Annotated in this window: 11 protein-coding genes; 8 read left to right on the plus strand and 3 right to left on the minus strand. The window is 67.5% G+C overall.

The window, feature by feature from the left end; translation table 11 throughout:
- Positions 1-124 precede the first annotated feature (124 nt).
- From LFM09_RS06165 to LFM09_RS06175, 3 genes are read left to right on the plus strand one after another with little or no spacing between them, the layout of a single operon-like run.
- Entirely contained in the window at positions 125-2,398 is a 2,274-nt protein-coding gene (locus LFM09_RS06165; protein WP_414095597.1) for a glycosyl hydrolase family 18 protein, read from the plus strand.
- Between the two features lie 50 nt (positions 2,399-2,448).
- Positions 2,449-2,883, plus strand: coding sequence for a helix-turn-helix transcriptional regulator (locus LFM09_RS06170; protein ID WP_414095294.1), 435 nt, complete (start codon positions 2,449-2,451; stop codon positions 2,881-2,883).
- Between the two features lie 10 nt (positions 2,884-2,893).
- On the plus strand, positions 2,894-3,316 hold the full coding sequence (locus tag LFM09_RS06175) for a VOC family protein (RefSeq protein ID WP_414095295.1): 423 nt from the start codon (positions 2,894-2,896) through the stop codon (positions 3,314-3,316).
- Here the strand turns inward: LFM09_RS06175 and LFM09_RS06180 are convergent.
- Together LFM09_RS06180 and LFM09_RS06185 are read right to left on the minus strand one after the other, a co-directional pair.
- Entirely contained in the window at positions 3,303-4,055 is a 753-nt protein-coding gene (locus LFM09_RS06180) for an MBL fold metallo-hydrolase (RefSeq protein WP_414095296.1), read from the minus strand. The two genes, LFM09_RS06175 and LFM09_RS06180, sit on opposite strands and share 14 nt — an antisense overlap.
- A 40-nt stretch (positions 4,056-4,095) precedes the next feature.
- Complete coding sequence (locus LFM09_RS06185; protein WP_414095297.1) at positions 4,096-5,322, minus strand: ABC transporter substrate-binding protein; 1,227 nt, start codon at positions 5,320-5,322, stop codon at positions 4,096-4,098.
- A gap of 150 nt (positions 5,323-5,472) precedes the next feature.
- On the opposite strand from LFM09_RS06185, the gene LFM09_RS06190 reads away from it, so the two are divergent.
- Both LFM09_RS06190 and LFM09_RS06195 read left to right on the plus strand, forming a co-directional pair.
- On the plus strand, positions 5,473-6,726 hold the full coding sequence (locus tag LFM09_RS06190; RefSeq protein ID WP_414095298.1) for a sensor histidine kinase: 1,254 nt from the start codon (positions 5,473-5,475) through the stop codon (positions 6,724-6,726).
- Positions 6,723-7,373 carry a response regulator gene (locus tag LFM09_RS06195; protein ID WP_414095299.1) on the plus strand — a complete coding sequence of 217 codons (651 nt, stop codon included), beginning with the start codon at positions 6,723-6,725 and terminating at the stop codon, positions 7,371-7,373. Before LFM09_RS06190 ends, LFM09_RS06195 begins: the two co-directional genes overlap by 4 nt.
- 117 nt (positions 7,374-7,490) lie before the next feature.
- On the opposite strand, the gene LFM09_RS06200 is transcribed toward LFM09_RS06195, so the two are convergent.
- Complete coding sequence (locus LFM09_RS06200; RefSeq protein ID WP_414095300.1) at positions 7,491-7,652, minus strand: hypothetical protein; 162 nt, start codon at positions 7,650-7,652, stop codon at positions 7,491-7,493.
- A gap of 693 nt (positions 7,653-8,345) precedes the next feature.
- Between LFM09_RS06200 and LFM09_RS06205 the strand changes: the two genes are divergently transcribed.
- From LFM09_RS06205 to LFM09_RS06215, 3 genes are all read left to right on the plus strand, one after another.
- Positions 8,346-11,111: a LuxR C-terminal-related transcriptional regulator gene (locus LFM09_RS06205; RefSeq protein ID WP_414095598.1), complete on the plus strand. Its 2,766-nt coding sequence runs from the start codon at positions 8,346-8,348 to the stop codon at positions 11,109-11,111.
- 96 nt (positions 11,112-11,207) lie between these two features.
- A complete protein-coding gene (locus LFM09_RS06210; RefSeq protein WP_414095301.1) occupies positions 11,208-12,308 on the plus strand; it encodes a cytochrome P450 in 1,101 nt (366 codons plus the stop codon).
- Between the two features lie 9 nt (positions 12,309-12,317).
- Positions 12,318-13,025 carry a class I SAM-dependent methyltransferase gene (locus LFM09_RS06215; protein ID WP_414095302.1) on the plus strand — a complete coding sequence of 236 codons (708 nt, stop codon included), beginning with the start codon at positions 12,318-12,320 and terminating at the stop codon, positions 13,023-13,025.
- The last annotated feature ends 4 nt before the right edge of the window (positions 13,026-13,029 follow it).

Genomic DNA, 13,029 nt, shown 5'->3' on the forward strand with positions numbered 1-13,029 from the left:
ACATTGACGCAAAGGTCTGGACCATTTTACCGTTCCGGGCAGTGGCCGCCGCCCTAGCCAGGAGGTCCTTCCCTTGCGACTGCTCACCAGAGTGGTTCCGGTGCTAGCCCTGCTAGCCGGGACCGTGATAGCCGTGACCAACGCGCCCACGGCCGCCGCAGCCCACGAGGACTGCCGGCCGGACGGTTTGTACAAGACCGCGGGCGTCGACGTGCCCTACTGCACCGTGTACGACACCGCGGGCCGCGAGAACATGGGCTCGGACAAGTCCCGCCGCGTGATCGGGTACTTCACCAGCTGGCGGACCGGCAAGAACGGTCAGCCGGGCTACCTCGCCAAAGACATCCCGTGGAACAAGGTCACGCACCTCAACTACGCGTTCGCGCACATCGACGCGCAGAACAAGATCTCGGTCGGCGCCAACAGCGCCAACAACTCGTCGATCGGCATGGAGTGGCCGGGTGTCGCCGGTGCCGAGATGGACCCGTCGCTGTCCTACAAGGGGCACTTCAACCAGCTGACGAAGTTCAAGAAGCAGTACCCGAACGTCAAGACGCTGATCTCGGTCGGCGGCTGGGCGGAGACCGGTGGCTTCTTCAACGCCGACGGCACGCGCAACGCGTCGGGCGGTTTCTACAAGCTCGGCCAGAACCAGGCGGCGATCGACACGTTCGCTGACAGCGTCGTCGCCTTCCTGCGCCAGTACGGGTTCAACGGCGCGGACATCGACTACGAGTACGCGACGTCGAACAACCACGCCGGCAACCCGGACGACTTCTGGATCTCCAACGCCAACCGCGGCACGCTGTGGGCCGGCTACCAAGCGATCATGAAGACGCTGCGGGAGAAGCTCGACCGCGCCGGTGCGGCTGACGGCAAGCACTACCTGCTGACCGCCGCGGTGCCCGCTTCCGGCTGGCTGCTGCGTGGCCAGGAGTCGTACCAGGTCGTCAAGTACCTCGACTACCTCAACGTGATGAGCTACGACCTGCACGGTTCGTGGAACCACTTCGTCGGGCCGAACGCGTCGCTCTACGACGACGGCAAGGACGGCGAGCTCGCGGCCGGTGGCGTGTACACGGCACCGCAGTACGAGGGCATGGGTTACCTCAACACCGACTGGGCCTACCACTACTACCGCGGTGCCATGCAGGCCGGACGCATCAACGTCGGTGTGCCGTTCTACTCGCGCGGATGGCAGGGCGTCACCGGTGGCACGAACGGTCTGTGGGGTAAGGCAGCGTTGCCGGACCAGTCGAAGTGCCCGCCCGGCACCGGTTCGTCGGTCGGTTCGACCACGCCGTGCGGTAACGGCGCGACCGGTATCGACAACATCTGGCACGACGTCACCGCTGGTGGCGCTGAGGTTCCGTCCGGCGTCAACCCGTTGTGGCACACCAAGAACCTCGAAGCCAAGGTCACCGGTTCGTACTCGTCGCAGTACGGTCTCGACCCGGTCAACGACCCGACCGATCGCCTGACCGGCACGTACACGCCGTACTACGACTCGACTCTGAAGTCGCCGTGGCTGTGGAACAACGACAAGAAGGTGTTCCTCTCCACCGAGACCGAGCAGTCGATCGCGGAGAAGGCCAAGTACGTGCGCGACAAGGGTCTCGGCGGCATCATGATCTGGGAGCTCGCCGGCGACTACAAGTACGACTCCGTCAAGAAGGAGTACTTCATCGGCGACACGCTGCTGTCGACCATCAACACCGGCCTGAACGGTGCCGCTCCTTACGGCAACTTGAAGGCTTCGTCGCAGCAGACGCAGTCCTTGGCTGTCGACGTCGACGTTCACGGCTTCGCGTTGGGCGACAACAACTACCCGATCACGCCGAAGATCAAGTTCACCAACCGGTCCACGGTCACCATCCCCGGTGGCACGAAGATCTCGTTCGACTACGGCACCAGCGCTCCCGGCAGCATGGCCGACCAGTCCGGGTTCGGGCTGCGCGTCGTCACCAAGGGGCACAGCGGTTCGAACGTCGGCGGCCTGAAGGGCGACTTCCAGAAGGCGGAGCTCACGCTGCCGTCGTGGCAGTCGCTGGCGCCCGGCGCTTCGATCGAGATGACGGTCAGCTACCAGCTGCCGATCTCGACGCCGTCGAACTTCGTGTTCACGTTCGGCGGTCAGTCGTACGCGATCACGGCCGACTACCCGCGCATCGGTGGCGGCAACCCGCCGACCACGACGTCCACGACGACCACCACGACGACCACCACCTCGAACCCGCCGACGTGCTCGCTGCCCGCGTGGGAGAGCGGCAAGGTCTACACCGGTGGCAACGAGGTGTCGCACAAGGGCCGCAAGTGGCGGGCCCAGTGGTGGACGCAGAACGAGGAGCCCGGCACCACGGGTGAGTGGGGCGTCTGGCGCGACCAGGGCGCCTGTTAGTCAGTCCGTTAGTCAGGAATCTGTCAGGCGCGGGCCTTAGGCTGTCTCTCGTGACCGCCCAAGACCCGCGCCTGCAGGAGCTCGTTCTGCTGCGCAAGGTGCGAGACAGGATCGACCGCGAGTACCGCGAACCGCTCGACGTCGCGGCGCTGGCTCGTGGCGTGCACCTGTCCGCGGGGCATCTGTCTCGCGCTTTCCGCGCCGCGTTCGGCGAGTCGCCCTACAGCTACCTGATGACCCGCCGGATCGAACGGGCGATGACCCTGCTGCGGCGTGGCGACCTGTCCGTCACCGAGGTCTGCTTCGAGGTCGGCTGCACGTCGCTGGGCACGTTCAGCACCCGCTTCTCCGAGCTGGTGGGCATGTCGCCTTCGCAGTACCGCAAGGTCGCCGCGGAGGACGGTCAGGGCATTCCCAACTGCCTGGCCAAGGCCGTGATGCGGCCGATCAGGAATCGAGAAGCGGCGGCCGGTTCGTCCGATTAGGTTGGCCGTCATGTCAGTCATCATCGCCGCGGCGTTCCTGCCGGCAGACGACCCCGAGAAGTCCCTCGGCTTCTTCCGCGACGGCCTGGGCTTCGAGGTCCGCCAGGACGTAGGCCAGGGCACCATGCGCTGGATCACCGTCGGACCGCCCGACCAGCCCGAAACAGGGATCGTGCTGCACCCGCCCGCCGCCGACCCCGGCGTGAGCGACGAGGAGCGCCGCACGATCGCCGTCCTGATGGCGAAGGGCGTCTACACCGCGATCTCGCTCGCCTCGAAGGACCTGCAGGGCACGTTCGACCGTGCTCGGGCGTGGGTCGAGTCGTCTGGGGCGGGGGAGGTGCTGCAGGAACCGGAGGATCAGCCTTGGGGCGTGCGGGACTGCGCGTTCCGCGATCCGGCGGGCAACCTGGTGCGCGTCAACCAGCGGTGAACGTGGTGCCGGGCGCGGCGTAGTCGATTCTGCCCGCGTATCGGGTTCCAGCACGGGTGACCGCTTCCTGCGGGGTCAGGAAGCGGCCCACGTGCGTCACGATCAACCTCTTCGCTCGGGCCGCGGTCGCGGTCTCGCCGGCGTCCTCGGGCGTGTGATGAGCCATGTCCGGAGTCTTCTCCGCGCTCTCGGCCTCGCACAGCAGCACGTCGGTGCCGCGGGCCAGCTCGACGAGGCTCGGGCACGGCGCGGTGTCGCCGGAGTAGGTCAGCGACCCGCCGTCCGCCTCGATCCGCACGCCGAACGCCGGGATGCCGTGCTCGACTGCCGCGGTGGTCAGGCGCAGGGTGCCGATCGCGGTCTGGTGGCCGTCGTCCAGCTCGGTGACCGCGAACGCGTCCTCGATCGGGCTGCGTTGCGGGCCGTTGGTGAGGAAACCGGCGAGCCGGTCGGCAATGCCCGGTGGGCCGTACAGCGGGATCGGAGCGCGTTCGACGTCCGCGAACAGCAGGGCGTAGTACGCGGTGAGCAGGTCCGCGCTGTGGTCGGCGTGCAGGTGCGAGATCCAGATCGCATCCAGCGCTTCCAGGCTGGTGTGCTGCTGGAGCGGGCCGAGCGTGCCGGTGCCGGCGTCCATCCACACGCGAGTGTCGCCGTGCGACACCAGGTAGCCGGAGCACGGGTTGTCCGTGCTCGGGTACGGCGTCGCGCACCCGAGCACGGTCAGGCTGAGTCCCATCACTCCAGGCTAGTGGTGAATTCGGGCCGCACCCACTAGATCAACGGGCGCGCGTTCCCTTGAGCTTCACCAGTTCCGACTCGTAGAGGGTCTCCTCGACCTTCAGCGTGCCGGGCACCTTGGCGTCCGGCCTCGCCATGTACGACTGGGTCGCGGACGGGCGGCCCACCAACGAGAACCGCAGTTCGCCCGTGAGGCTCTTGGTCTTCAGGTTGTTGGTGTCGTGGAACGCGCGCAGCACGCCGTCGCGCGTCAAATCCTTCTTGTTGCAGGCCTTTTCCAGCACGGCCACGAACGCCATCGCGACGGTGTAGCCGTGGACGGTGTTCAGCGTGCCCTCCTCGCCGGGGAAGCGCTGGTGGTAGGCGTCGCGCAGTTCGCGGACGCCCTCCGCGTCGGAGCTCCACGGGGCGACCGGGGAGGTGAGCAGGACCTGCTTGGCGAACACCGGGGCCACCGGTGACTGCATGATCGCCGGGTCGTAGCTGACGGCGCTGGACAGGATCGGCACCTGCCAGCCGAGCTGGGCGGCGATGCCCACGGCGGCTGCGGTCTGTGGTGGGGTCAGGCTCAGGACGAGCACCTTCGTGCCCGCGGCTTTCAGGGCGGTGATCTGCTCGATCAGGTTCGCCGTCGTCTCGGTGACGGCCTGCTCGGAGATCTTCATGCCCCAGTTCTCGGCGACGAAACGGCTGCCCTCCAGGGCGTTGTCGCCGAAGCTGCCGCGCAGGTGCACGTGGCCGATCGTGTCGCCGGCGGTGAGGAGGCCCTTGCGCTTGAAGTGGTCGAGGCCGTTGATGATGTCCAGGTCGTAGGTGGTGCCGACGACCATCATGTGCGGGTTGCCGAGCAGGGAGGCGGCCCACGAGCCGGGCACGGTCAGGGCTCGCGTCTGCATCAGGTCGGGTTCGATGGCGGCGGTCATGGGCTGGCCGGCGACGTCGATGAAACCCAGCACCTGCGGTTCGAGGTCGAAATAGCCGTCGAGCGCCTTCTGCACGTCGTAGGCGTGGTCCTTCTGCTTCAGCTCAACGCGGCGGCCGCACACGCCACCTCGTTTGTTGACATCAGCGAGATAGAGCTCGTAGCCGCGGATCCGGAAAACAGAGGATCCTTTGAAGGGGCCTGTCATGTCTGTCAACACACCGAGCGAAATCGATTCAGCGGCGACCCCGGGACCTGTGCGTACAGGCGGAGTCATCTGGTCATCGGACGCGCAGGCGGGCACCAGCAGGAGGGTGGCCAGGAATAGGTGGCGAATGGACATCTCACGCCTTGTCGCAGGGGGGTTACTCGTGGGTAGCGCGAAGTATTGAGTAACAGGTCCAGGTGAGTCCAATTTTGTGGCCGGAAACACCCCCTGAGGGTGAATAACTTCGATTAGCGATGGAAAAGGCTTGCCGGGTACCGTGTTCGGGTGAAAGAGCCCGTGTGGAACGAGTGGCGGCGGCCTGGCCCCACGCCCGCTCAACAGCGCCGCGACATCGGCATCGCTGTCATCGTGCTGCTGTGCGCCGTCGAGGTCACCACTCTCGTCAACAGCATGGGCGCCTACGTCTTCAAGGATCCGCCCGGTCTGGCTGAGCAGCTCGCGTGGGTGCTCGCGTTGTCGGTGCCCCTGGTCGTGCGCCGCCGCTACCCGCTGGCGGTCATGCTCGTGGTGTCCGCGCTGTTCATCGCCGCGCAGGTGAACAAGGCGGGCGACACCCTGGTGCCGTCCGCGATCCTCTTCCTCGCGATCTACACCGCCGGCGCGTGGGAGCAGAACCGCGTTGTCTCCCGCTGGTCTCGCATCGGTGTCATCGTCGCGATGTTCCTGTGGCTCGGCTTCAGCCTCGTGCGGGCTCTGCTCGGTCCCAAGGGGGAGTTCGAGAACGCTGCCGGGCCTCTGGACCCGGTGCTCGCCTCCGTCCTCTACGGACTCGAGTTCAACATCTTCTTCTTCCTGCTCGCCTACGTGGTGGGCGAGATGGCGTGGTCCGGTGCCAGGCGCCGGGCCCAGCTGGAGTTCCAGGCCGAGGAGTTGCGGCTTTCGCAGGAGCAGAACACGCGCGGCGCCATCGCCGCCGAACGCATGCGCATCGCCCGCGACCTGCACGACGTGGTGGCGCACCACGTTTCCGTGATGGGCATCCAGGCCGGTGCCGCGCGCCGGGTCCTGGACTCCGACCCCGTGATGGCACGCGATGCGCTGCAGACCGTCGAGCAGACCGCCCGGACCGCGATCAACGAGCTGCGCGGGTTGCTGGGAGTGTTGCGCGCGGACGCCGAGTCGGATCTTCGTGCCGCGCCCGGCCTGGACGATCTGCCGGAGTTGTTCGACAACGCCCGCGCCGCCGGCTTGGAGGTCTCGCACGGCGTCTACGGTTCGCCGCGCGATGTTCCTTCTGCCGTCGCGTTGTCGGCGTATCGGGTCGTGCAGGAAGCGTTGACGAACGTGGTGAAGCATTCGTCGGCACGGCATGTCGACGTGCGGATGCGTTTCCTGGACACGGCTTTGGAGGTCGAGGTCACCGACGACGGCCAGGGCACGTCCTCGGCGGGTGGCGGTTTCGGTCTGGTCGGGATGCGGGAACGTGTTGCGGTGCACGGAGGTTCGCTGGAGGCGGGGCCACGGCGCGGCGCGGGTTATCTTGTGCGCGCGTCGCTGCCGACGGAGGAGAAGGCGTGAGTTTGCGAGTCGTGCTGGCCGACGACCAGGATCTGGTCCGAGCGGGCTTCCGCGTCATCCTCGGCACTGAACCTGGAATCACCGTGGTCGGCGAGGCGGGTGACGGCGTTGCGGCGGTCGAGCTCGTGTCACAGCTGCGGCCGGACGTCGTGCTGATGGACGTGCAGATGCCGCGCATGGACGGGCTTGAGGCCACGCGCCAGATCCTTTCCGCGGGGCTTGGCACTCGGGTGGTCATCCTGACGACGTTCGACCGTGAGGACTACCTGTTCGAGGCGTTGCAGGCCGGAGCCAGCGGCTTCTTGCTGAAGAACGCCTCGCCCGAGGACCTGGTGGAGTCGGTGCGGGTGGTGGCGCGCGGGGATGCGCTGCTGTCGCCGGAGGTCACCAGGAGGGTGATCGCCCGGTTCAGCAGTGCGGTCAAACAGGAGCGCACCCGGCCGCCTTCGTTGACCGATCGCGAGTTCGAGGTCCTGGTCGAACTGGCCAAGGGCGCGTCGAACGCGGAGATCGCGTCCGCTCTGTTCCTCGGCGAGACGACAGTGAAGACCCATGTCTCGCGGGTGTTGGCGAAGCTCGGCCTGCGCGATCGCACGCACGCGGTCGTTTTCGCCTACGAGCAGGGGATCGTCACGCCGGGCGGCTAGAACGGCGGCAGGTCGCCGAGCACTGGTTCGGGGTCTCTTTGGTAGGTCTTCCCGGCTGGGCTGCGGAAGCGAAACCGACCGGTTTCGGTTGGCTGACCTGCCAGGCCGTGCGGTGCTTCACGCGGTGGTGGTGTTTGGGGCCAACACCCGCTCTTCAACCTGCGCGGCCAGATCCGCCGACAACGGGACGGTCTTGTCGTACAACACCCGAGCCTTGTAGAAGTCGATCTCACCCTTCTCCAGCGCGTTCAACGTCTGCGGCGTCCAGCTCGCGGGCACGAACGTCGCACTCCCGCACCGTGATGCCGCAGACTCTCCCGGTCTGCCTAACGTCAATTCACCGGATGTTTGCGAAATTCAAGAAATTCGTACTTCTGGAAGCCCGCCGTGGTCGCTCACGAGGTGAGAGCGTGGCCACGCGTGGGCTTCTTGCATTTCCGGAAACGCCACCCTGTTCGGCATCAAACGAGCTTCCGCTTAATGCTCCTGCGTCCTGCTGAGATGGACTACCTTTCTTGAGGGCTCCGTCTTGATTGGCGGTAGCGGTGGGCGTGATCTGGGAACCGTTGTCGCTGGTCTAGTGCTTCCCTTAGACTTTTGGTCATTATGGTCGAAGCAAGGCGTTTCGATCCTTTTGGTCAAGGGTATGACAATGTCAGATCCATCTTAATTTCATGATCCCGGCGTCCTGGCGGCGAAGGTCTGAACTCTGTCGTAACGCGGCCTGCTACCAGCGCAAACAGTCAAGAAAAGGGCAGGTGACAGCGGGTAGGAGGGAATGTGGCCGATGGTGGCGTACTGAGACGAGTGTCTAGCTTCGGGTAATTGACGTACCTATCCTCAATTGCACGCCGCCGTTGAAGTGAACTGCACAGCCGACGGGGAGAGAGTGTGGAGCGTCGGATTCTGGAAGAGCTCACGGACTCGGCGATACCGGATACTGCCGGGCCCAGGTGGTCGTTGCACGGCCGAGTGACACAGGTCGGTCGCATCGAGCAGTTGATGCGGGAAAGTGTCGAGGGACGGCGAGCACAGGTCGTCGTCCTCGAATCAGGAGCCGGTACGGGCAAGACCCGTCTGCTGCTGGAGCTGATGGCCAACGCGGCCAGACGTGGTTTCGCCGTTGTCAACGGTGCGCTGGACCAGCCGGGTCTGGCGCGGGCGGTGACGCTGGTGAACCCGCGCAACGGCAGACAGGAGGACGACCGGATCGGCACGCTCGCCGGTCGGTTCGAGGCGCAGCTGACCGGGCACCTCCGGCGCGGCCCGGTGCTCGTGGCCGTGGACGACGCGCAGTGGACCGATCTGGCCCTGCTCAACGCGCTTGGCGTCGTGATGTCCAAACTGGACAACGCTCCCGTGCTGTGGTTGTTCACGGTGCACGCCGACCACGTGGACTCGCCGAACGGTGTCGTGTTGCGCACTCTTGCGCGCAAGCACCGCGTCGAGTGGCTCGGTCCGCTGGAGCCGTTGACCGGTGAGGCCGTGGCCGGCATCGCCGGTGATCTGCTCGACGCGACGCCGGGCGACGACGTGGTGGCGTTGTGCGAGAGCGTCGGCGGTACTCCGCAGGCGATCGTCGACCTGGTGCTCGATGTGCGGCGGGAAGGTTGCGTCACTGTCACCGACCAGGTGGCGCGGCTCGCGACCGGGCCGATGCCCACGGGGATCTCCGCGGCGGTCGAGCCGGATCCCGGTGCGCCGCTGCCTCGCCCGTTCGTGCGGCTGATGCAGTCGCGGCTGCGGGAGCTGTCGCCTCGTGCGCAGGAGGTGCTGCAGGTCGCGGCGGTGCTGGGCAACAGCTTCGCGCCGCAGGACCTCGCCGAGATGCTCGGCGAACGTCCGGCGCAGCTGCTCGGGCCGCTGCAGGAGGCGATCGGTGCCGGGTTGATCGGCAGTGACTCCGACGAGTTCGTGTTCCACCGCGAACCGGTGTGGCGCGCGGTGCTCGACACGGTTCCGGAGCTGCTGCGCTCGATGCTGCACCGGCAGGCCGCCACCATGCTGCTCGACCACCCGCGTGGCCGGCTCGAAGCCGCGGCGGTGCACCTGGTGCACTGCGCGGTGCCCGGTGACCAGGAGGCGATCAGCACGATCTGTGAGGCGGCGCAACGCATGCTGGCGAGTTCGCCGCAGGCCGCGTCCGCCGTCGCGGCGCGAGGACTGCGGATCGCTCCACCGGACAGCTCCGACCACGTCGCGCTGGCGACCACCGCGACCGCGGCACTGGTCCGGCTGGGCTGTCTGTCCGACGCGGTCGACCTCGCTGAAGAGCAGCTGCGGGTGCACACGAACACCTGCCCCGAGTTCACCCGGCCGTTGCGGACGTGGCTCGCCACGGCGTTGATGCTGCGCGGCGACACGACGGCGGCGTTCGACGTCTCCAAGGAGACCATCGCCGTCACGAAGTCGCGCAACGCCGCCGAGGCCGAGCCATGCCCGGAGCTGCTGCTGCTCAACGCGTTGTCCCACAACGATCACAGCAAGGTTCTCGCGGTGGCGAACCGCGTGCTGGACGTGCCGGGAGGCCCGCACAGCGACGACGTCCGCGCCGCCGCGCTGAACGTGCGGGCGATGGCGCACTGGCGTGACGGCCGCCTCGACGCCGCGATGGGTGCCGCCGACGAGGCCGTGCGGTTGCGCGGCCCGCTCACCCGCGCGTGGCAGTGCGATCCACTGTGGACTCGCGCGTGGCTGCTCACCAGGGTCCGCCGGCTCGACGAGGCGCTCGCGGTGGCCGAGGCCGCCCGCAGCGCCATCGACACCGAGCACAACGGCGTGCTCAGCCCGGTCCCGCTCGCTCTGCGCGCGACGATCCTGCTGGCCAAGGGCGACATCGCGGCCGCGGAGGCCGACGCCGTGGCAGGGCTCGCCGCCTCCGAACGCGCGGAGATGCCGTTGTACGAACCGCAGTTGCGCGCGGTCCTGGTGATCTCGGCGTTGCGGCGCGGAGATCTGGCAACGGCCTCGGACGGCCTGCGCCGGCTGGAGGAGTGCGCTCCCGCGGAACGCTCACAACCGTGGTCCGGCATGGTGCGCGTGCTCACCGCACTCGTCACGTCGGCGCGGCGTGGCGTGCACGCGGCGATGGACGAGCTGCGCGAGTCGCTCGCGGACCCGGACGAGTGCCGGCGGCTGTTGCTGGAGGACCCGTCGATGGCGGCGTGGGCGGTCCGCACCGCGTTGTCCGCCGGTGAGAAGGAGATCGCCGAGGACGTGGTCGCCGCCGCGGAGAAGATCGCCGCGGGCAACCAGTGCTACCTCACGATCGTCGCGGCGGCGCAACACAGCAGGGCGTTGCTGGACGGCGAGGTCGGCGCGCTCAGCGGCCTGGAGGACTGCTACGGCGATCCCTGGGCGGCGGCGTCGGTGATCGAGGACGCCGGCACGCTCCTGCGTGACGACGACCGCGATGCCGCCGTGGCGGCGCTGAACCGGGCGATGGCCGCCTACGACGAGCTCGGCGCAGAGTGGGACTCGGCCCGCGTCCGCCGCAAGCTCCGCAGGCTCGGCGTGCGCAGGAGGCACTGGAACCACGAAGCGCGGCCGGAAACCGGCTGGGACAGCCTCACCAGCACCGAGGCGAAGGTCGCCCGGTTGGTGGCACGGGGCCTCACGAACCGGCAGGTGGCGAGCGAGATGTTCGTGTCGCCGCACACCGTCGGCTTCCACCTGCGCCAGATCTACCGCAAGCTCAACATCCAGTCGCGCGTGGACCTGGCCCGCATCGCGCCATGACCGGAGGGTGGTCGTGGGTGAGAACGCGCTCACGACCACCTACCTGCGCGAACGTGCAGTGTCGGAGCATCCGCGGAGGCACCTAGCCTCGGCCGGGTGGAACAGATCCAGCTCCCCGACGGCAAGAAGGTCTGGCTAGTCTCGGACTACGCCGGCACGCGGAGCGTCCTGACCGACCCGCGTCTCACCAACGACCCGTTGCGCATGGGCGACAAGGCGCCGTTCTCCGCGTTCCCGGAGTCGATCGCCTCGGTCATGGCGCACGACATGCTGAACAACGACCCACCCCACCACACCCGGCTGCGGCGCCTGGTCACGCCGACGTTCACCGTGCGGCGGATTGGGGACCACCGCCCGTACGTCGAGCGGGTCGCCGCCGAGCTGATCGACAACTTCGGCGAAACCCCTGATCTGGTGGGGGATTTCGCCGGCCCGCTGGCGACCACGGTGCTCGGCGTGCTGCTCGGCATCGCCCCGGAGGACGCCGCGGACGTCCGGTACTGGTCCGAGATGTTCGTGCTGGACCTGTTGACGCGCAACGAAGAAGCGATCGAGGCCACGCACAGGCTGATCGACTACACCAAAGCGCTGGTCGTGGCACGCCGGGAGAACCCAGGCGACGACCTGGTGTCGCGGCTCGTGTCGATGCACGACGACGAGGACCGCCTCAACGACGAAGAGCTCGCCTCGATGATCTTCACGCTGGTGATCGGCGGCCAGACCGCGACGACCCAGTTGCTGGCCAAGGCGTTGTACCTGCTGCTGACCCACCCGGACCAGCTGGAGCTGCTCCTGAACGACTGGAGCCTGCTGCCGTCGGCCGTGCACGAGGTGCTGCGGATCGACCCGCCGCTGCAGATGACGTCGTTCCGGATGGCGACCGAGCCGATCGAGCTCGACGGCAAGACCGTGCCGCCCGGCGACATCGTCGTGTGTGCGTTGAAGGACGCGAACCGCGACCCGGCCAGGTTCACCGACCCCGAGCGGTTCGAGATCCGCAAGGGCGACAGCCAGCACCTGGGCTTCGGCCACGGCCTGCACCGGTGCATCGGCGCGAACCTCGCCGAGCTCCAGTGCCAGGTCGGCATCACGGCGTTCTTCACCCGCTTCCCCCACGCCAAGCCCGTGGGGGAGGTGACCTGGCGCCAGACCCCGTTGATCACCGCACTCACTTCGCTCACCGTCGAACGAAACTGAGGAGACCGCATGCCCCGTCGCCGCCCGGGATTCGACAAAGCGCAAGGTGACCTGGGGTTCGACAACCCCGAGTTCTGGAACTTCATGTACGACGACGAGACCGCGCCGTGGCTCATCGACGAGCCACAGCCGGTGATCGCCGACCTCGAACGTCAGGGGCTGATCCGCGGCCGCGTGCTCGAACCTGGTTGTGGCTCAGGCGAACACACGATCCTGTTCACCAGGCTCGGCTACGACGCGATCGGCACGGATCTCTCGCCGAGCGCCGTGGAGTACGCCCGCCGAACGGCCGCTGAAAAGGGCGTGCCCACGGCGAGGTTCGAGGTCGCGAACATGCTCCACCCCGAGGACTACCCGTTCCTCACGCCCAAGTTCGACACGGTCGTCGACGTCGCGATGTTCCACGGCTTCGGTGCCTACGGCGACAACCTCGACGTGGCCAAGCAGTACGCGGCCGTGCTGCACGACATCTGCAACCCAGGCGCACTCGTGCACGTCCTGGCCCACGCCAGCGAAGGGCCGGGCCTCAGCTCGGGCATCAGCGAGCAGGTGATCAAGGAGTCCTTCGCCACCGGCTGGGAGATCGAGTCCCTGGAGCTGTCCCGCTATCGCGCCCGTGTCACGGAGCTGATCGCGCGGGAGGCAGCGAAAGCCGGTCTGCCCGCGGACGGTCCGGTGGAGCTGCCGGCCTGGCTGGCCCGCCTCCGTCGCGTCTGAATCT

It is taken from the genome of Lentzea alba (assembly GCF_047445655.1).
In the GTDB taxonomy this organism is placed as follows: domain Bacteria; phylum Actinomycetota; class Actinomycetes; order Mycobacteriales; family Pseudonocardiaceae; genus Lentzea; species Lentzea alba_A.

Bases quoted from the DNA above. Each gene is read 5' to 3' on its own strand.
- LFM09_RS06180 (WP_414095296.1), bottom strand. From the start codon at position 4,055: ATGGGACTCAGCCTGACCGTGCTCGGGTGCGCGACGCCGTACCCGAGC.
- LFM09_RS06185 (WP_414095297.1), bottom strand. From the start codon at position 5,322: ATGTCCATTCGCCACCTATTCCTGGCCACCCTCCTGCTGGTGCCCGCC.
- LFM09_RS06215 (WP_414095302.1), top strand. From the start codon at position 12,318: ATGCCCCGTCGCCGCCCGGGATTCGACAAAGCGCAAGGTGACCTGGGG.
- LFM09_RS06175 (WP_414095295.1), top strand. From the start codon at position 2,894: ATGTCAGTCATCATCGCCGCGGCGTTCCTGCCGGCAGACGACCCCGAG.